Annotated in this window: 19 protein-coding genes and 1 other RNA gene; 8 read left to right on the forward strand and 12 right to left on the reverse strand. The window is 30.8% G+C overall.

The window, feature by feature from the left end:
* Nucleotides 1-15: 15 nt before the first annotated feature.
* Together WC663_03640 and WC663_03645 are read right to left on the reverse strand one after the other, a co-directional pair.
* Entirely contained in the window at nt 16-591 is a 576-nt protein-coding gene (locus tag WC663_03640; GenBank protein ID MFA6296421.1) for a histidine phosphatase family protein, read from the reverse strand.
* 481 nt (nt 592-1,072) lie between these two features.
* On the reverse strand, nt 1,073-1,660 hold the full coding sequence (locus tag WC663_03645) for a hypothetical protein (GenBank protein ID MFA6296422.1): 588 nt from the start codon (nt 1,658-1,660) through the stop codon (nt 1,073-1,075).
* Between the two features lie 105 nt (nt 1,661-1,765).
* Here WC663_03645 and WC663_03650 point away from each other — a divergent pair, with 105 nt between their 5' ends.
* Complete coding sequence (locus WC663_03650; protein MFA6296423.1) at nt 1,766-4,015, forward strand: heavy metal translocating P-type ATPase; 2,250 nt, start codon at nt 1,766-1,768, stop codon at nt 4,013-4,015.
* 117 nt (nt 4,016-4,132) lie between these two features.
* Here WC663_03650 and WC663_03655 read toward each other — a convergent pair whose 3' ends face one another.
* The 9 genes from WC663_03655 to WC663_03695 form a co-directional block, all read right to left on the reverse strand.
* Nucleotides 4,133-6,757, reverse strand: coding sequence for a hypothetical protein (locus tag WC663_03655; protein MFA6296424.1), 2,625 nt, complete (start codon nt 6,755-6,757; stop codon nt 4,133-4,135).
* A gap of 60 nt (nt 6,758-6,817) precedes the next feature.
* The gene (locus WC663_03660; protein ID MFA6296425.1) at nt 6,818-7,189 is read right to left on the reverse strand and encodes a hypothetical protein; all 372 of its coding nucleotides are present in this window, start codon (nt 7,187-7,189) and stop codon (nt 6,818-6,820) included.
* Nucleotides 7,190-7,254: 65 nt separating this feature from the next.
* Entirely contained in the window at nt 7,255-8,400 is a 1,146-nt protein-coding gene (locus WC663_03665) for a glycosyltransferase family 1 protein (GenBank protein ID MFA6296426.1), read from the reverse strand.
* Between the two features lie 5 nt (nt 8,401-8,405).
* Nucleotides 8,406-9,095 carry a radical SAM protein gene (locus tag WC663_03670; GenBank protein ID MFA6296427.1) on the reverse strand — a complete coding sequence of 230 codons (690 nt, stop codon included), beginning with the start codon at nt 9,093-9,095 and terminating at the stop codon, nt 8,406-8,408.
* A 96-nt stretch (nt 9,096-9,191) separates the two neighbouring features.
* Complete coding sequence (argS, locus tag WC663_03675) at nt 9,192-10,793, reverse strand: arginine--tRNA ligase (GenBank protein MFA6296428.1); 1,602 nt, start codon at nt 10,791-10,793, stop codon at nt 9,192-9,194.
* Between the two features lie 495 nt (nt 10,794-11,288).
* Nucleotides 11,289-12,302, reverse strand: a complete 1,014-nt coding sequence (locus WC663_03680; GenBank protein MFA6296429.1) for a hypothetical protein — start codon at nt 12,300-12,302, stop codon at nt 11,289-11,291.
* 7 nt (nt 12,303-12,309) lie between these two features.
* Nucleotides 12,310-12,936 (reverse strand): nucleotidyl transferase AbiEii/AbiGii toxin family protein, encoded by a 627-nt coding sequence (locus tag WC663_03685; GenBank protein MFA6296430.1) that lies wholly within the window; start codon nt 12,934-12,936, stop codon nt 12,310-12,312.
* A 6-nt stretch (nt 12,937-12,942) separates the two neighbouring features.
* Entirely contained in the window at nt 12,943-13,224 is a 282-nt protein-coding gene (locus WC663_03690) for a hypothetical protein (GenBank protein MFA6296431.1), read from the reverse strand.
* A 217-nt stretch (nt 13,225-13,441) separates the two neighbouring features.
* Nucleotides 13,442-13,897: an NUDIX domain-containing protein gene (locus WC663_03695; protein MFA6296432.1), complete on the reverse strand. Its 456-nt coding sequence runs from the start codon at nt 13,895-13,897 to the stop codon at nt 13,442-13,444.
* A gap of 293 nt (nt 13,898-14,190) precedes the next feature.
* Here WC663_03695 and WC663_03700 point away from each other — a divergent pair, with 293 nt between their 5' ends.
* The 7 genes from WC663_03700 to WC663_03730 all read left to right on the forward strand — a co-directional run bounded on the left by WC663_03700 (nt 14,191) and on the right by WC663_03730 (nt 18,499).
* Nucleotides 14,191-15,000: a laccase domain-containing protein gene (locus WC663_03700; GenBank protein ID MFA6296433.1), complete on the forward strand. Its 810-nt coding sequence runs from the start codon at nt 14,191-14,193 to the stop codon at nt 14,998-15,000.
* A 132-nt stretch (nt 15,001-15,132) separates the two neighbouring features.
* Nucleotides 15,133-15,597 (forward strand): SsrA-binding protein SmpB, encoded by a 465-nt coding sequence (gene smpB / locus WC663_03705; protein MFA6296434.1) that lies wholly within the window; start codon nt 15,133-15,135, stop codon nt 15,595-15,597.
* Between the two features lie 43 nt (nt 15,598-15,640).
* Nucleotides 15,641-16,042: a transfer-messenger RNA gene (gene ssrA / locus WC663_03710) on the forward strand.
* A 60-nt stretch (nt 16,043-16,102) separates the two neighbouring features.
* Complete coding sequence (gene infC, locus WC663_03715) at nt 16,103-16,648, forward strand: translation initiation factor IF-3 (protein MFA6296435.1); 546 nt, start codon at nt 16,103-16,105, stop codon at nt 16,646-16,648.
* 170 nt (nt 16,649-16,818) lie between these two features.
* Nucleotides 16,819-17,016, forward strand: coding sequence for a 50S ribosomal protein L35 (locus WC663_03720; GenBank protein ID MFA6296436.1), 198 nt, complete (start codon nt 16,819-16,821; stop codon nt 17,014-17,016).
* A gap of 31 nt (nt 17,017-17,047) precedes the next feature.
* Nucleotides 17,048-17,392, forward strand: coding sequence for a 50S ribosomal protein L20 (rplT, locus tag WC663_03725; protein ID MFA6296437.1), 345 nt, complete (start codon nt 17,048-17,050; stop codon nt 17,390-17,392).
* A 150-nt stretch (nt 17,393-17,542) separates the two neighbouring features.
* Nucleotides 17,543-18,499, forward strand: coding sequence for a Nif3-like dinuclear metal center hexameric protein (locus WC663_03730; GenBank protein ID MFA6296438.1), 957 nt, complete (start codon nt 17,543-17,545; stop codon nt 18,497-18,499).
* A 97-nt stretch (nt 18,500-18,596) separates the two neighbouring features.
* Here WC663_03730 and WC663_03735 read toward each other — a convergent pair whose 3' ends face one another.
* Entirely contained in the window at nt 18,597-20,084 is a 1,488-nt protein-coding gene (locus tag WC663_03735; protein MFA6296439.1) for a S8 family peptidase, read from the reverse strand.
* Nucleotides 20,085-20,091 lie beyond the last annotated feature (7 nt).

The raw sequence follows: 20,091 nt of genomic DNA on the forward strand, positions 1-20,091 counted from the left end.
ACTAACGTGGTTTTTTTATTTTATTATAAAAGTCTGTATATCGCTATATCCGATTCTTTCTGATTCAAAATATTCTTCAATACTACTATTATTCAAAACCTTATAAATCGCTGCATTAATTCCGCCATGACTTACGACTAAAATATTTTTATCAACATATTCTTTTTTAACCTTTTCAATAAATTCTCTAACTCTTTCCTCAATTTCTTTTCTTGATTCTCCAGTACTTCCTAATTTAAAATTGTATCTTTCTTCACCTGGTTCCATCTGCCTATATTTACGATAATCTTCATCATTTTCCAAAAGATCTTTTTTAGTCCGATCATTCCATTGTCCGTAATCATATTCCGAAATCAAAGGATCTATTAAAATTTTAGCTTTAAACTTTTTATTCAAAATTTCAGCTGTTTCTCGCGCTCTCAAAACTGGCGAAGTTATAATTAAATCTATTTTATCAGTAATTTCATTAGCTAACTTTTCAACTTCTTTCTTACCTTTTTCTGTCAAAGGATATTTATCCAAACTACAAGATTTAATATCTAAAGTATTCTTCTCGCTTTCACCATGCCTGACAAAAATTAATTTGATCATAATTATTCATGATATTAGTGACCGTAGGGCATTCGTAAAAATTCGTGATTCAAATAAAAAACGCCCTAAAAATATTAGAGGGCGATAAAATTCGCGGTACCACCTCAATTCGGAAATTAGAAATTGGAAATTGGATATTAGAAAAGTACTAATTTCTAATTTCCAATATCTAATATCCCTTGTTTTTCAGCTATAACGGGCTTACCCGAGTGAATCTACTCCCTAAAGACTTCTACTCCGCCCATGGCGGAGGTACGCCCTTACCATACCTGCCTGCCGTAGTAACAACGAAGGCAGGGGCAAGGTAGAAACTTTCAGCTTTCTTTCACCAACTTGTCTGGCGATAACCAAACTCAAACGTTTTTAAAATTTACACACTTATTTTATCAGAAATACAAAATTTGTCAAAATTTAAATAAAAAAATAGAGCTCAAGGCTCTAACTACATACAATGTTCATTATCATATCACATTCTTCAAAATCACCCACCCAATATTGAATCCAATTCTCTTCTTGCATCAATTTCTCTTGAAATGCGATCTCGCAATACCGTTATTAGTTCAATCTCATTCTGAGTAAATTTGTTCATGTTTGGATCAGCAATATACAATCTAACCTTTTCCAAAAGACTATCTGTCCACACATCTTTATTTTCTTCCATCAACGCCTCAAGATATCCGTCAAGAAGACCAATAGTAAGATATGGATAAGAATATAATCTAAGATCATTAATTGATCTACTACATCTTTCAATCAAAGCGTTCAACAAAATCACAATATCTTCTAAAACAAAATCATAGATTTCCTGATCCTCATTCAATCTTGTATGAGACCTATCATATTCATAACAAATCTTTTCATCTACAGGTACAGGACGTCGAAACAAAAACCCGAATTCTATTTCACTTTCTTCACCCTCAATATCAGGAAACCAATACCCTAATGCAAACAAATACTCTAACTCCATTTGCATTGCAGCCACTTGTTGTACAATAGTTGCACACATCTTTAAAGTAATAGCTTCATCTTTTTTTCTTCTGACTACATCATAAACAAAATTCTTACCCATTTTTCTCTCCTCCTTTTTTGCAAGGAACAATCATCAATTTAAATAGCTTATCAGAAATACAAAATTTGTCAAAAATCTGTTATTATAAATGTATAAAATATATTTATGAACAAAAAAACCACTCTCAACATTTTTGGCATGCATTGCGCATCATGCGCTGCCAACATCGAAAATACTTTAAAAAAAGATCCAGGTATAATTAGCATCAATATTAATTATGCTAATGGAAAAGCTTTAATTGAAATTGATGAAGACAAAATTAATGTACAAAAAATTCAAGAAAAAATAATAAAACTTGGCTACAAATCAGAGCAAGAAAAAATGGAACATCAAGGACATGGTTATCATTCTCATGCTGATATTGAAAAAAAATCAGAAATTAATAAATTACGAAATCAATTTATTTTCTCTTTAATTTTAGGCTTACCACTTATTTATATTGCAATGGGTGGCTTGCTTGGTCTTCCAATTCCATCTTTTTTTGAAAATTACTTAATTTATATCGAATTTGTTTTAGCAACAGGAGTTATACTTGTTTGTTTCAAAATTTGGATTCGAGGTTTTAAAGCATTATTCAGACTTCAACCAGATATGGATTCTTTAGTTTTCATCGGCACAGCAACTGCTTATTTTTATAGCTTAATAGTTTCAATCATTTCACTGATTAACAAAAATGTTCAACCAACAGAATTATATTATGAAAGTTCAGTCTTTATTTTAATTTTTATAACTTTAGGCGATTACTTAGAAACAGTTACAAAAGGTAGAACTAGCCAAGCAATAAAAAAATTAATTGGCTTGAGTCCAAAAGAAACAACGATTATTAGAAATAATCAAGAAATAAAAATCAAAACACAAGATGTAAAAGTAAATGATATTATTTTAATAAGACCTGGCGAAAAAATTCCAGTTGATGGTATTATCACAAAAGGTTTTTCGACCATTGACGAAAAAGCAATCACTGGTGAAAGCATTCCAGTTGAAAAAAAATTAGGCGATAAAATTATCGGAGGGACAATCAATAAAACTGGCAGTTTTCAATTTCAAGCCACAAAAGTTGGCAATGACACAATGTTGTCTCAAATTATCAGAATTGTTGAACAAGCGATGGGTTCAAAAGCTCCAATTCAAGAATTAGCAGACAAAGTTTCCTTTTATTTTGTACCTATCGTAATTATTGTTGCCATAATCGCTTTAATTATTTGGTTAATTGCTGGCCACACTTTAGCATTCTCTTTGACAATTTTTGTTGCCGTATTAATTGTCGCCTGTCCTTGCGCTCTAGGTTTAGCAACACCTGTCGCTGTTATGATGGGAACAGGCCTTGCTGCTCAAAATGGAATTCTAATACGATCCAGCAAAGCTCTAGAAATTGCTAATAAAATAAACATGATTGTTTTTGATAAGACCGGAACTTTAACTTTGGGAAAATTAAAAATTCAAGGTATCATTCAAAATCCAAAATATAATTTTTCAAATGAACAAATTATGAAAATTGCCGGCTCAATTGCCCAATTTTCAAATCATCCGATTTCCAAAGCTATAATTGATTATGACAGATCAAAACAAATCAAATTAGATGAATTCAATAATTTTAAAGAAATTCAAGGTAAAGGTGTCATTGCCTATTGTCCAACTCATGATTTACCTGCATTAGTTGGCAATATTAAAATGCTTGCTGAACAAGGTCTTGATACTTCATGGGCTAATTCTATGACTTCCAAATATGCCAACAAAGGAATTATTGTTTTTGTCGGCCATCATAACAAAGAAGTCATGGGTGCAATTGTTATTGCTGATGAAATAAGAAAAGAAACACCAGATGTAATTTCCAAATTCAAAAAAATGGGAATAAAAGTTGCCATGATTACTGGCGATAATAAAGCAACAGCTTTAAATATTGCTCAAAAAATTGGAATCGAAAATGTCTCAGCCGAAATTTTGCCTCAAGACAAATTGCAAGAAATTAAAAAATTTCAGCAACAAGGAAATACTGTTGCCATGGTTGGCGATGGAATTAATGATGCACCAGCTCTTGCCCAAGCAGATCTTGGCATTGCTTTAGGCTCTGGCACAGATGTTGCCATAGAAACTGGTGAAATAATATTAATAAAGAATGACTTAAGAGATGTCTTAAAAGCAATTGATCTAAGCAGCTATACTTTAAAAAAAATCAAACAAGGATTATTCTGGGCCTTTATCTATAATATAATTGGCATTCCAATTGCTGCTGGAATACTCTATCCATTTACTGGTTGGCTGTTAAGTCCAATGATTGCTGCTGCTGCCATGGCATTTTCATCTGTTAGTGTTGTCTTAAATGCATTATTAATGAAAGGCTATAAAACAAAATAAAAAAACGCCGTCTAAACAGCGTTAATAAAAATATCAATAAAAATTTTTAAAAAAGCACTAAATATTTTTAGTGTTTTTTTATTTTTTACTTTGTACAGACGCCCAATTTAGGCGTCTCTACCTTGCCAAATACGCCATCCACACTTCTCCATCTTTTACGTAAACAATCTTTGTATTATCAGAAGATAATTTAATGTAGCTATATTTTCCAGGTTTTTCAATTAATCTTTTATTTTCACTTCCATCTAAATTCACAACCGAAATTCCATTATCATCAGCAAAAAATATTTTACTAGAATCAGAATTCCAATCAAAAGCAGATATTTTATTTTCTGCTAAAGTTTTTTTATCAGAACCATCAGGTTTTACTGCATACAAATTATTATCTTGTCTATAAGCAATAAACAAACTGTCTGGCGACCATTTATAATCAAATGAAATTGGCTTGCTGCCAAATTCAGCCGAAAAACAAGGCAATAATTTTTCTGCAATCAAACCGCTACTAACATCCAAAACATTGCCAGAATCTTGAACAATCATTTTTGTACTATCAGACGACCACAAAACAAAACTTTCTGGATCAAATCCGCCGTCTCTGCCAAAAATTTGATTTCCACCTAATCTTTTATTTTCCACAACTTTATCATTTTCTAATTTCAATAACCAAACATCTTTATCGCCTTTTAACAAAGCAATATATTTTTTATCTGGCGACCATCTTATCCAATTTGTCGAACTTTTTGGATCGCCTTCATAAATTATCTTTGAATCAGCTTCTCCTTTTTTATATAAATTAATTTTGTTATTTGAATCAATTGTCACTACTTCCTTTCCATCGTTAGAAATATCCCATCCAAACCAATTCTTATTCCAATTATTTATTTCTTTTTTATCAACAATATTCCCATCTTTATCTGACCAAATTATATTCAAATTATTATTTATTAAATTATCATATACAACTGTTCCATCATCTAACCATCTTGTTTTATAACTGCTGCTCAATGAATAAATTTCATCGCTGATTTTTTTAGATTCTTTATTTTCTAAATTTGTTAAATAATAATAAACAAAGGGCGAATTAACGCCCTCATTATTTTTTGAAAATCTTTCTGATAAAATATTTTTATTATCTTTTGAAAATGTCTGACCTTTTAAATATTCTTCTTCAGAAGTTGTCGTTAATTGCTCATCAGACTTAATTGATATTTTTTCATTGCTGCTAATTTGAGCTTCGGCTTTTTCATTATTTTCACCCAAATTAATCAGCCAGACTTCATTACCTGCTAGATAAACTAATTTCTTGCCATCAACAGACCATAATAAATTTGAATAATCTTTATCTTCTTTTGATATTTGTTTTAAATTTGTTCCATCAGATCCAACCATCCATAATTTTCGATCATTATTATAAACAATATTTTCTCCGTCAGGCGACCAAGTTCCAAAAATATTTAATAATTGAGAATCATTAATATCGCCCTCTTTTCGCAACAATTCAATTCTTTTTGATCCATCCAAATTCATAACATAAAGATCAAAAATTGCATGGTTTGGATTATCATTAACATTATCTTTATAATATTCATAAACTAAAACTTTATCTGAAGTTGGCGACAAAACGCTTTTCATTCGAGCAAAAGAATCTTGGTCATTTGAAATCAAAGTTTTTGCTGGATCAATTGAATAAACATTGCTTGAAACGTTATCCAAAATAAATTTATCATTTGCTGACCAAATTTCATCAACAGTAATATTTGCTGAATCAGGAATATAAGTTACTCCCAAAGTCTTAAAATCAGCTAATTTCCCATTTGTTGCATCAATTATTCCAATTTCAAAATTTTCATATTTTGGATAAATATTTTTATTGTCCAATCTTTTCAAAAAAGCAATGTTCTTTCCATCATGTGACCATCTCGGATTCAAAAAAATAATATTGTCTCCTATTTTTTCTTTTCCTAAACTTTTTGACTGTCCAGTTTGCAAATCCTTGATTAGAACTTCTCCATTATTTTTAACTAAAATAACTTTTCTGCCATCAGCAGACAAGTCATAACTAACAGCTTTATCTAAATCTATTTTTACATAATCATTTCCGTTAAAATTTGTTTTAATTAATTTTCTTTCATTATTAAATATCTCAATTGCAGTTTTACCAATAATTTTTAAATCATTCGCTGAAGTATTATAGAAAAAATTAGCTAAATCTTTTCTCTCTTTATTATCTAAAATAAAAAGTTTTCCTTTCCATGGATAATTAATATCATTTTCTTTTGGCAAGCTTTTATCTTCATCCAAAAAAACCAATCTCGAAGAATCAGAAGCAAAGGAAGAGCTTAATATTTTTTTACCATCGGAATCTGTATCTGAAATTTTTTCATCAGATTGAATTTGCAAATTATCCCATTCAAGACGAGCAGCACCTAAAGGAATATCTTTCTTAATCACGACTCTGTTTTCTTCCAAAACTTTATAATCTTTTGAAAAAGGCCAAAACTTATAAAAATTTGCAACAACAAAATATCCAGCCAAAATAATTAAAATAATGATTGGCAAAATAAACCAAATCTTACTTCCTTTTTTTTCTTTTTTAATTTTCTTTACTTTTTTCGGCTTAATCTTTATTGGCTTTGCAGGCTTTTTTATCTTTCTTTTCAAATTCAAAACAGTTCCTTTCTTTTTCAAAGGTTTTTTTGTAACAGTTTTTTTCAATGGTTTTTTAATTTTCTTAATTGCCATATATATAAAAATTTTTTTCGCAAAATAATTCGCAAATATTCGAAAATTTATTCGAGTGATTTAATGAACATTAACAATATCGCCGTTTAAATCTAACTCCACAAAATGATGAGTTTTGCCATTAATATAATTTTGACACTGATTTTCAGACTTTTCATCAACTGCTGTTCTTGGATTATGAACAATATCAACTGACCAATCAGTAATTATTTCTTCAGCCAAACAAGGTCCAGTTGATAAATCAAGATCTTGATTTGCTTTTTGAGCAAACAATTCTTTTGCTTTTGATTCTGCTAAATCTTTTTGTAATTTTTGTTCAGTATTCAAAGCTTCCAAACCAAAAGTTTGATTTGCAGTTTTTTGAATGTCATTCTTACAACCAGCTCCCATTAAAATAAAAATTCCAAAAAATAATAGCAAAAACTTTTTCATCAAGATAATATTTAATATTCAATATTTAATATCCTAATATCTCAATATCCGTAATATCCGAACGATTATTTTCCCACAATTTCTTTGTAAACGTCGAGTGTTTCACGTGCACATTTCTCCCAAGAAAACTTAGCAACATTTTCATATCCTTTTTTTATCAAAGAATTCCTTAAATCTTGATCAGTCAAAGATTTTTTCATTGCCTTAGAAATTGCATCAATATTATATGGATCAACTAGAATTGCGCCTTCATCAGCAACTTCTGGCATTGAAGTAATATCAGATGTAATTACTGGAGTTCCAACTTTTTGAGCTTCTAATATCGATAATCCAAATCCTTCATAAAAAGATGGAAAAACAAATAACGATGCATTTTTCATCAATAATGCTTTATCAGAAGATGTAATGTAGCCAGTAAAAATCACTTTTTTTGTTAAACCAAATTGTCGGATACTTCTAAAAACATCGTCATTATCCCAACCTTTTTTACCAGCAATAACTAATTGAAAATCTTCGTAAGCGCTTGTTCCTCGCAAACGATCAAAAGCTTGAATTACTCCCATAATATTTTTCCTTGGCTGAATTGTACCGACAAACAAAATATATTTTTTTTCTATTCCAAATTTATTTTTCAAAAAATCTTTCCTTGTTTGCGCTGATTCTCGTTCATCAATTTTTATATCAACGCCATTATAGACTACTGTCACTTTTTCTTCCGGAATTTGCATAAATTTCACCAAATCTTGCTTAGTATAATTTGAAACTGTAATTACTTTTTTTGCCCGTCTAACACTTGAAGGAACAACAACTCTAGTTGCAAAAATTTGTCCTGGAAACCAAGACTTATTTTGATAAATCGCCATATCATGAATTGTTACTACAGAATTTCCAGAATATGCTAATGGAATTGAAGAAGCTGGAGAATGAAAAACATCAAGTTTTTCACGAGTTACATATGCAGCTGCCAAAAAATGAGAATATGCAATTGGCAAAAAATTTTTGTATTCGATAAATGGAAAAAACTTTATTTCCGAATTTTTTTGCTTGAAATGTCCAGCATCGCCAACTCGACGATCAAAAAACAACACATACTTATTCTTTGTATCAATTTTTAATAAATTTTCAATCAAATGATAAGTATAATGTCCAACTCCTGCTGATTCTCCATGTTCTGGATCTAAAATTGTTCGACAATCAATTCCAATTCTCATAAATTTTACTTTATTAAGTAACTTTCATAAAATTCATCATTTCTTCCTACAAATTGAATATCAAAATTCAAATCTAATTTCTTCACATCTTCACTAATTTTCTTAAATTCATCATCACTAACTTCGTATTTATCCTTAAACAATTCTGCTTTTCCAATTGCTTTAAATTGAAAAATTCTCCATTTATAAATATTTTTTGGCAAAATCTTAGCTATTTTTATTATACAATTTTTGTTCAATTTTGTCACTACTGTCGAAATCACAATTTTTAATTCATGGTATTCTTTTAACCATTCTAAAATCTCTACTACTTTTGCAAAAACACCTCGTTCGCGCATGATCTGATTTATTTTTTCATCAGATCCATCGATAGGTAAATTTATCTGGTCCAAAAATTTAACTATCATCTCCAATTTTTCTTTTGTTAACAATAATCCATTCGTATGCAAAATAGTATAAAATCCTAATTCTTTTGCGTATTCAATTAAGTTTAACACATCTTTTCTTGTCAAAGGCTCTCCACCAGTAAAAACTATTTTTTCAAAACCTTGCATTTTAAACTCATCAATCATTTTTCTAGCCTGATTAGTATTCAAATCTTCAATTCTTTTTTCAGGACCAAAACAAAATTCACATTTTAAATTGCATTTGCTCGTTACATTCCAAACAATAATTTTTTTATTATTATTTTTCATGGATTAAAACTAGCATTAAAATAATCAAATTTCAAGACTCAACAATAAAAAACAGACTTTCTGTCAAGCCTGTTTTTAAAATAAATTATTTTAAAATTACATCTTTGTCTTCTTTTCAATTCCCATCAAATCCAAAGTCTCACCTAATACAATTCTCGTTGCCTCAACTAATCCTAATCTTGCTTCAGTCAATTCTTCATCTTCAGTCAGCACTCTGCATTTTTCATAAAAATTATGAAACTTGTCAGCAATTGCAATTGCATAAACAGGCAATCCTTGAATTTCATAATTTTTGGAAACATCAGCCACAATTTCTGGAAATTTTAACAAAATTTTAATCAATTCAAATTCTGCAGGTTCTTTCAATAATCCAAAATTTGTGGTATTTGTGGCCTGAAAGGCATTTGTGCTCATTCGCGATTCAATACTAGAAATTCTCGCATAAGCATATTGTACATAATACACCGGATTTTTCTTGGATTGTTCTTTTGCTAGATCCAAATTAAAATCCATGTGTGTTTCAACTGATTTCATTAAAAAGAAAAATCTTGTTGCATCCAGTCCTACTTCTTTTACCAACCAATCCAAATTCACAACAGTTCCAGCTCTTTTTGACATCTTCACTTCTTTGCCATTAGAAATTAATCTAACAAGTTGAGTAATGATAATTTTTAAATCTCCTTCTCGTTCCATTGCTTTTACTGCTGCCTGCATTCTTTCCATATATCCATGATGATCAGCACCCCAAATATCAACAAGCTCATCAAAACCTCTTTCAAATTTATCAAAATGATACATTATATCTGCAAAAAAATATGTGAGCTCACCAGTTTTTCTCATTAAAACTCGATCCTTATCATCACCAAATTTTGTGGTCTTCATCCACAAGGCCTCATCTTTTTCATAAGTTAAACCAATTGTATTTAGCCATTTCATTGTTTTTTCAGGCAAGCCCATATCATGTAATGATTGTTCTGACATCCAAACATCAAAGTGAATTCCTAAATCTCGTTCAATAAATTCTCGATTAGCTAATTGAATTTTTTCTGCCAATTGAAATCCAGCATCACCAATTTGTGTTGTTTTCCAATAATTTTCTGTCTGACCCAAATCTTTAATTAATTTATCCACAAATTCAGTGGCATAAGGATTTTTCTGACCATGTAAAATCTCACCCAATGTTTTTATTTGTTTTGAATTTTTAGCATCATTGATATAAAATTCTCTAGTCACATCATAGCCTGCTTTTTTCAAAACATTAGATAACACATCTCCATAAAAAGCGCCTCTTCCATGACCGACATGCAATTTACCAGTTGGATTTGCTGAAATAAATTCCACATTAATTTTATTTCTTTTTTCTATCCTTCCTTGTCCATATTTTTCTTTTACTTTCAAAATAGTACTTAATTCATCAAGTAGATATTTTTCAGACAGAAAAAAATTTATAAAACCAGGCTTGGCAACAGTAATATCTTTATAAATATTTAATTTCTTGATATCCAAATATTTCAATATCTTCTCTGCCACAAGTATCGGATTCTGTTTTTCTAACTTTGCCAAAACCATCGCCACGCTCGAGGAATAATCACCAAATTCTTCATTTTGTGGTTGCAAAATAGCAATTTCTTTTGGCAAATCAAAACCAGTCTTTTTAATCGCCTCTTCTAAATTTTTTCTAATTTTATCTTTTATCATAAATAAAGTATAGTAAAAAAAACTTAGACTGTCCAACCAAATTTTCCAAAAATCATAAACATTTCGTTAAAAACCAAATTAGCGGATGGATAAAATCAGTCACTAAATCAAAGAGAAGCTACATTTAGCTTCTCTTAAATTTTTTGTCCGCATTTCAGGAAACGGAAACACCCACGTTGTCATTGGCATTCTCAGGCTTCCATCTATTCACATTCGCGCCATTGGAATCACAGTTACCAGCATTGACCAACTTCCCATCAGAAGAACGCTTTTCTTGTTACCTATCCAAATACACAATAGATGATTGAATAATCAAACAGCTTTTTTGTCATAAGAAGCAACAAGAAGCAGTGCGGACAAAACATATTTTTACTGGTAAACTAACACCTAATTAAAGGCTAGCTCTATTAACCAGTTTTTTCTTAAATCGATATCTTAAGGTTTAAAAATTCCAAGTGTCCAAGAACTCAAGAACCAAGAGTCCAATCGTCCGCACTAGCGGGAGAAAGAAACGCCCACACCGCCAAGGGCACCCTCAGGCTTCCATCCATTCACAACCGCGCCACTAGAACCACAGTCCCCAACATCGACCAACTCTCCAGCAGACGAGCGTTTTGCAGTCCTTGCATAAGCACCAGTCAAAGCACTCTTTTGTGTTGCATGAATAAAAATAACTTCTAAAGGATTAATCCTGTATTTTTGATTAATTTTTAATTCAGATAGTTGCTTAGCTGCTTTTTTCCAATCTGTCACCATTAGTTGAGTTAGTTCTGCTAGTTTTGCATCACTGCATTCAGCTAATTCATCAGCTGTTGCTAGATTGTTTTGTCTTAAATATTCTCTGAAAAATCTAGTTTCTTCAACATAATTTTTGCCTTGCGATCCCTCAAGATTGCCTTTGCTTAACAATTTCCAAGACAATTGATTTGAATCAGATGTAAATAAATCTTCGTTTTTATACCAGTCTGTACTAAAAAGTAATTTACCCACCCCTCGCCTTTCCATTTCTGGCTGGAATCTTTCATAAAGAGCTTTCATTGTTACAGGTGTGCCATCTTTGAATTTGTCCGGAAAAAGAAAAAGCTGGAATTTTTCTCGCAATTCTTCTTTTGATGTTCTTCTAATTAAATCTTTAATTTGCGGATCATCTAGTTTTTCACGCAACATTTGATTAATTTTTTGTTTTTCTTCTTTAGAATACTCAAATAACTTCTCGCCATTTTCTAAAGTAAAATGTTTTTCAATTTCATCTGGCCCCATATATCCTTCACCAAATAGTCTTTTTGCTTCAATTCGAGGATCCGACTCAATCATTTTTTCTAATGCTTCTCTAAATTTTAAAACTGTTTCGAGTTGAACTGGCTTATCGCCTTCTATTGCTTTTGCAATTTTATCTGCCTCAGCAACAAACTGTTCTGAATCTGGCGTTTCTGCAATTTCAAAACCAGGAGCTTTCTTTACTTCTTCTGATTCTTTAATATCTGCAAATTGTTCAGGTGATCTTGGCATAATAATCTTATATTTTAATTAAATCGTTAAAAAAAGTTTTTATTTGTTCTAAACTCGGTTTATTTTTTCCAATAAAAACTATTTCATCAAAATTTTTTGTACTAATATCTTCTAAATATAATAATTGAGATAAAAATAATTTTTCACTAAATAATTCACCAAAAACATTAGATGCCATTTTAATGATTTCTGGCAATTTAATGCCTGATTTTAAAATTGTATAAATATCTATGTAATCTTTTATATTGGCCCTGCGATTCAAAGCATAAGCTTTTGCAGAAGCAATATCAAGGATATTTAAAATTTTTATATCTTCAAAATTTATTAAATGGCTATTAAATTTGAAAGGATAATATAAAAAAGTTATTTTAACTTTGTTCGACGTCAAAAAAGTCAATTCATCAGAATTGTTAATTAAAATTTTGATTTTGCCAAAAAATTTTTTTACTTTTAAAATTAATTTGCTAGAAATTGGTTTTGAACAAAAAAAATCAAAGTCAATCGATAGACGATGCCCAAGCTGCAGAGCTAAGGCTGTGCCCCCTCCTAAAAAGCCAATATCTTTGAATTCTTTCAATGTGTCCCAATCTTGTTTCATTCTTTCGTTTAAGACTTCATTCTTATAAAATTTCATATGTTCTTATTTTATTTTTTTTAAATATTTATTTTTATCTATTTTTTTAATGCCTAAAAGATGCTGGCAAAGTTTTAAAATATTTGGATAATAAATTCCAGGTTGAGCTTTTAAAAATTCATTTTTTATTGTTTCTCTATGATAAATTTTAAAAAGCTCTCTAATATCATCCATTGTCCCATAAGATAAAACTCGGTGAATGATAAAATTTTTGTTTCTTTCTGGATCGACATTTTTTAAGTTTACGTCCCAAAATAGATATTGATCAATTTTTTTAAGTTTATTCATACTTTAAATTGGCTTATTTACTAAAAGTATATTTGCTATGTAATATTTATAGTCATCTATTCTTATTATATTCTAATTTTTTTCTTTTTCAATTTCAAAACCAGGAGCTTGCTTTTCTGTTCCAGATTCTTTGATATCGGCAAATCGTTCAGGTGATCTTGGCATAATATTTAATTATTATTTTTTTAACAAAATCTATATATAATAATTTTACTCATTACTTGTCACTTAATACTAATTCAGCCCGTTTAACCATTTCATTTTCTTTCTCCATCCAATCCAATCTATTTTTTAAAACCAATTCTTTTGCCTTGCTAATTTCTACCCACAATACTTGATCATGCTCTTTTATAAAATCATTTTGCTTCTCATCAATCAAAGTAAATAAAAAATAATTCGTTACTTTTTTAATTTTTGCATTATCTCTTTCAAATTCAGAATTCAAAAAACCTAAGTAACTTTTTAATTCTACATCATATCCAGTCTCTTCATGTATTTCTCTTTTTGCTGTAACTTCCAATGATTCATTATCTTCAACAGTTCCTTTTGGCAAATGATAAGTATCAGTTTTATCTCTATGCAATAATATAATTTCAATCTTATTATCCTTTTTTCTATATACCACTCCACCGCTAGAAACATGAAAAGGAATTTCTTTTGTACCTTGTAACATAATAAAAATATCAAATTAATAACTAATCAATCAAATTATAGCAAGATTTCCCAAAAATAAAAGGCAAAACCTTAAGAAACTCGGTTTTCTGTCTTTAACTCCTTAGCTATAAATCTTTAATAAATACTATCTTTATAAAACATAATGTTTTCTTTGTACAAAACCGAGTTTCGAATTTTATCAGCAAAACATTGACTTCATCACATTTTTATGTAATACTACTTTGTCCGCCGTAGTCTCGCAAGACGAAGGCGGATTTTATTGCATCCCCACAGCAGGAGGAGGAAGGAAAAATGGACGAACAGCACGTTCTCTCACAAGTACAGACAATTTTCGACGGCAAAGTAAAGTATCTTCATCTTGGCTGTCCCGATAATTTTCATCCCAAGAGCGTAGGATTCAAAGAAAGAATGAATCAAATTCTTGCAATGATTGGACATCACGAATATACTGTCATCGCTCCAAAAGTTCAATTCACCAATACTGTAGTTCCTCAAAGCTTTAACAATTTTGTTTTCGAAGAAGAAAATGGCCTTTTCCGAACTATTACACCTGCTGATGGAGTTGTAATTGAAAATGCAGCACCAGCTGCCATTTTCAATGCCGACTGTCATTGTGGAATTTTGTATCATGAAAAAACTCGTCGTTTTGTTTTAATGCATCTTGGACTGAAATGTTTCTATCGAGAAGATGGTTCACCTGACATCATTCAGCAAGCAATTTCTGCTCTTGGCAATCCACCAGAAGAACTCAAATTCTGGTTCGGAGCCGGAATCGGTCCTTGTTGCAATGGTTATGATCATTCAAATCCAAAGAATATTGAACTCGCACACCAACTCAACATTCGTTTCGGTGATCAAAAATATTCTGTAATCAATGACCATGTTACAGTAATCCACGGACCAAGATCTGGACAAGTAGCTTATAGCAATACCTTGATGATTTACGAACTCGCATTAGAACATTTGCCAAGTCAACATTTTTCGACTGACCATAAATGCACCAGCTGCCAAGGCCGAGAGCAACATCCTGAAAAACCGCAAATGTGGTCCAATGTTCGTGGTCACAAAGAACGCAATCTTTTCCTCGCTTGGCTCGCCTGATCTTTCATTCACGCTAGTTTTCTAGCGTTTTTTATTTGGATTTACATTATTTAATATGTATAATATAATCAACAGAAGTCGATTCGTAATTTGCATATTCGTATCATTTGCATAAATTTGTATATTTGTATTATGATTCTAGCAGTCAACAAAAAGGCATTCCACGATTATAATATTCTTGAAAAATTAGAGGCTGGTTTAAAATTGCAAGGTCAAGAAGTAAAATCAGCTAAACAAAAAAATATTAGCCTAAAAGGCGCCTATGTCACAATTAGTTATACTGGACATAATCATCAACCAGAAGCCTGGCTTTTAAATGCCCACATTTCTCCATATAAATTTGCTGGCAATTTAAAATCATACGAACCAACAAGATCAAGAAAATTACTTCTTAAAAAAAATGAAGTATTAAGACTTATTGGCTTAAAAAAGCAAAAGGGCTTGACATTTATCCCTATTTCAGTTTATACTAAAAAGGGATTAATTAAGCTTGAACTTGGCATTTGCCGCGGCAAGAAATTATTTGATAAAAGACAAGATATCAAAAAAAGAGAAAGTCAAAGAGAAACTCAAAGACTTTTTCGCTCCAAATCGTAGAAGTAAAGGTTTGGAATTTGGAATTTGGTAATTTCAGGCCACGGGGGGTGTCAAGCTTCGCTAAAGAGCGTAGTTTAAAAAATTCATGTAGAGTTGCAAGATACTCTCTAAACTTCTTGCATTATTATAAGTGCAAACTTATTATCAAAGGTCTCTGAAAAAGTAAAAGCTTTTGCTCAATCTTTTTCATTTCAACCTTCAACTGTAGTCGCTTAATACCCGATTACCATCTATCCCGCTAGATTCGTGTGTGGGAATTAGGTGTCATCGTACGAATGTAGATATTTTCTCGCCTTAGGAAATATTGAAAATTTTAACGGCTTTGAGTAATAAATATTTTTTTGGTTTTAAGTTTATTATTCGAGACAACCAAAACCAGATAAACTTGTAAAAGTTTTTTAAGCAAACTTTTTACACGCGAGTGCAATTCTCGCCACCTCCATTTATTAAACATTTAACTGTTAACTGTTAACTTTTAACTGTTAACTGTTATAATCACAAACATATAAAGTATCGATCACACTACAAAAAATTCAACCCAAAAAGATTCAAACGAACTTGGGTTAACGAAGAAATTAGATTGCCACAAGTTGCTGTTATTGATGAAACTGGCAAAAGTTTAGGAATTCTACCAACTTACAAAGCCATCTCTCTTGCAAAAGAAAGAGGTTTTGATCTAGTCGAAGTCGCTCCAGATGTTCATCCTCCTGTTTGTAAATTTTTAGATTTTGGAAAATATAAATATCAGAAAGAAAAACAAGAACAGCAACAAAAGAAAAAAGCCAAAAAAGTTGAAATAAAGGGTATCCGAATTTCTCCTAGAATTTCTGATAACGATTTAGAATTCAAAGCAAAACAAGCTGATAAATTTTTAAGCGAAGGCAATAAAGTCAGAATCGAAATAGTCATCAAAGGTCGCGAAAATGCTCATATGGATTTAGTTAATGCAACGCTTCACCGCTTTGTTGATACTATGGAAACTAAGATCAAAGTTGAACAACAGCCAAAAAGACAAAGACTAGGTATGGCTATGGTTGTTGCTAAGGCTTAAAACCCTTGTCAATCATATTATTTCGTGTTAACCTAATAAAAAGATTTTTTAATTTAACAAAATTCTGTCTATCGGCAGAAAAACGAATTCGCAAATTCGCATATTCGCAACATTTGCAAATTAAATTTTGGAATGCAAAATTTAATTTCGTATATTCATAATTATAACTTATGCCTAAACTAAAAACTCACAAAGCTACAGCAAAAAGATTTTGGAAAACAGGAAAAAACAAATTTGCTCAGAGAACTCCAAATCAAGACCATTTTAACGCAAGAGAAAATGGAACAGATTCTCGTATCAAAAAATCTGACAAAATAGTTTTTGCTGGCAATGTTAGCCATGTCAAAAAGTCATTACCTTACGTTTAAACTTTATTAAATATTTATATCTTTTTAAACAATGCCAAGAGTTAAAAGAGGAACAATAGCTAACAAAAGACGCAAAAAAATCTTAAAACGTACTAAAGGCTACATTACTGGCCGATCAAAAAAATATCGAGCTGCCAAAGAAGCTTATCTTCATGCACAACGATATGCTTTTCGTGATCGCAAAAAAAAGAAAGCTGATTTTAGACAAGTTTGGATTATCAGACTTAGTGCAGCATTAAAACAATACGATTTATCTTACAGCAAATTTATTTTTGCTTTGAAAAAACACAAAATCGAATTAGATCGTAAAGTTTTAGCTGACTTAGCTGTTAATCACACCGACATTTTCAAGAAAATTGTTGAAACTGTAAAATAATATAAATAATATTATAAAATCCATAAGGGGTAAAAATTATTTTTTTATGAGTGATGCATGTTCGAAGATTAGTACTTTTCGCAAAAAGTACTAATCAAGTTACAGAACGAATAAAAAAATATTTTTTACCCCTTTTAAATTGTAAATTTTATGACAATTGAACAAATCTACAAATTATCAATCGAACTTGGCATAAAAGCTGATCTCAGAAATAAAGAAGATATTGATAGAGTATTATCAGATGCCAAAAAAGAATATCAGAATTTACCGAAATCAGAAAAAGAATATTTTGACAAAGACAAATTTTTCAATCCATATTCTGATACCAGAATACAAATTGACAAGCCCAACAAAAAAATTAAAAAAGTTTTAACTGGCATTGATATTAATACTGGCGAAGTATTGCTTGCTGATAAAATTAATGCAGATTTGATTATTATGCATCATCCAATTGGCAAATCTTTAGCTGATGGATTAGAAGATGTCATGCAAATGCAAGCTGGTGTTTTAGAATCTTATGGCTTACCAGCTAACATTGCTGAAAAATTATTAGAAAAAAGAATTTCTGAAGTTACCAATTCTGTAAAACCAATCAATCATTATCAAACAATTGATGCTGCAAAAATATTAAATATCGGCTTTATTAATACTCACACTGTTTGCGATAATTTAGCAGTTGATTTCTTAAAAAAGCATTTTGAAAAAGAAAAAATCTATAACCTCAAAGAAGCCTTAGATTCACTTTTGAAAATTCCAGAATATCGAGAAGCTAAAAAAATGGGCTTCGGACCATATCTAATGGTCGGCGATCCAAAACATCGTGCTGGAAAAATTGTAATTACAGAAATGACTGGCGGAACAGAAGGCTCAAAAGAAATTTATGAAAAAATGGCAAATGTCGGTATTGGAACAACTGTTGCTATGCATATGTCAAAAGAAAACAAAGAAGCTGCTGAAAAAGCAAATATCAATGTTCTAGTCGCCGGACATATCTCATCAGATTCTTTAGGCATGAATTTATTCTTAGACAAATTAGAACAAAAAGGCATCAAGATTATTCCTTGTTCTGGCTTAATTCGTGTAAAACGTAAAAATACAAAAAACTAAAAATACAAAAAAACGCAAAAAATACTGAGATTATTCTCAGTATTTTTATTTGTGTATTTGTGTTAAATCTGTATCAAATCTGTGTAAAATTTGTGGTTTACATATGCGACTTGCACCAAGTTACTTTCTTTTCCCATTTCTTTTTCAAAGATTTATAATACTCATATTTTTTAGATCCAACATTATATTTTTTCATCAATCTTGTATATTTTGTAACATTATCTTTATATATTTGTAAAGTTGCTTTCGAACAAAATTTATAGCTCAAAGCCTTTCCAGCATTTAATCTTCCAGCACCATATTCAAACTTGCTGTAATTTGTCATTCCTTCATACGCTGTTCTTTTTAATGCTTTTTTAACTTGTGAATAAGTTTTTCCTTTTGAAAATAACAATGCTGCAACACCAGCAACATGCGGAGTTGCCATTGAAGTACCTTGATATAATTGCAATGAGAATTTTTTGTAACTTTTAGTTGGGTCAGTATATGTTTGTTGTAGAATACCATCTAAATAACCATCGCTGTTTAAATCAGCATAAGTATCACCACCTGGTGCCATAATATCAAGATTGTTCCCATAGTTTGAATAATAGGTTCTCAAATCTGCATAATCAGTTGCTCCTACAGAAAATGATTCTTTATATGCCGCGGGATAAGCTAATGAAGAATCACCAGTTGAATCAATTCCATCGCCATATGGCCAAGGCCTTTTTCCATTTCCAGCAGCAACAGTTACCAAAATTCCATGTTCATTTGCAGTCTGAATTGCCTCCTCAACAACTTGAACTGGATATTGAAATTCCAAGCTCATTGTGATTACATTTGCTCCATGATTGATCGCCCAGTAGATACCATCAGCAACATTCGAAGACAAAGTACTGCCATCAGAATAAAAAACATCAATCGGAATTATCGAAATATTTGAAGCAACACCAGCAACACCAATTCCATTATTAGTACTTTGAGCAATTGTTCCAGCAACATGCGTACCATGTCCATAATCATCATTTGCATGATAGCTTACTGTCCCAAAAAAATCTATCGCATTATTATATGGATAAACAAATTTTGAATTTGCCAAATCTGGCGCTTTTTTATAGACACTATAGTTCTCATATGCAACACCAGTATCAACGATTGCCACTTTCACGCTGCTTTTGCCTCTCGTTTTACCCCAAGCTTTTTCCATATTTAAATGATTTCTATCAAAATTCCATTGCACAGGATAATATGGATCATTAGGACGCCAAGATAATTTTCCTTGATAATTTGGATGAGCATATTTTACTCTAGTATCATCTTTTAATAATGCTAAAAGTTCTTCAACTGTCCTTCCTGCTGGAACTTGCAAAACAGTATAGCCTGTTCCTTTCTTTTTGACAATAATTCCATAATTGGCACACAAATTTCCGGTAATAGTTTTGAAAAAACCTTTTTTAAATTTCACTACAACTTCATCAGACCGATAATCAGAAGCAAATACCAAACGACTAAACGAAAATAATCCAGCTATGCCAATTAAAAACATAACTACTGCAACAATTCGCAAACTTTTTAAGACATTCGTCCTTTTCAAAATGCTCATAATATTT

The organism is Patescibacteria group bacterium (assembly GCA_041662665.1).
In the GTDB taxonomy this organism is placed as follows: domain Bacteria; phylum Patescibacteriota; class JABMPQ01; order JABMPQ01; family JAQVVF01; genus JAQVVF01.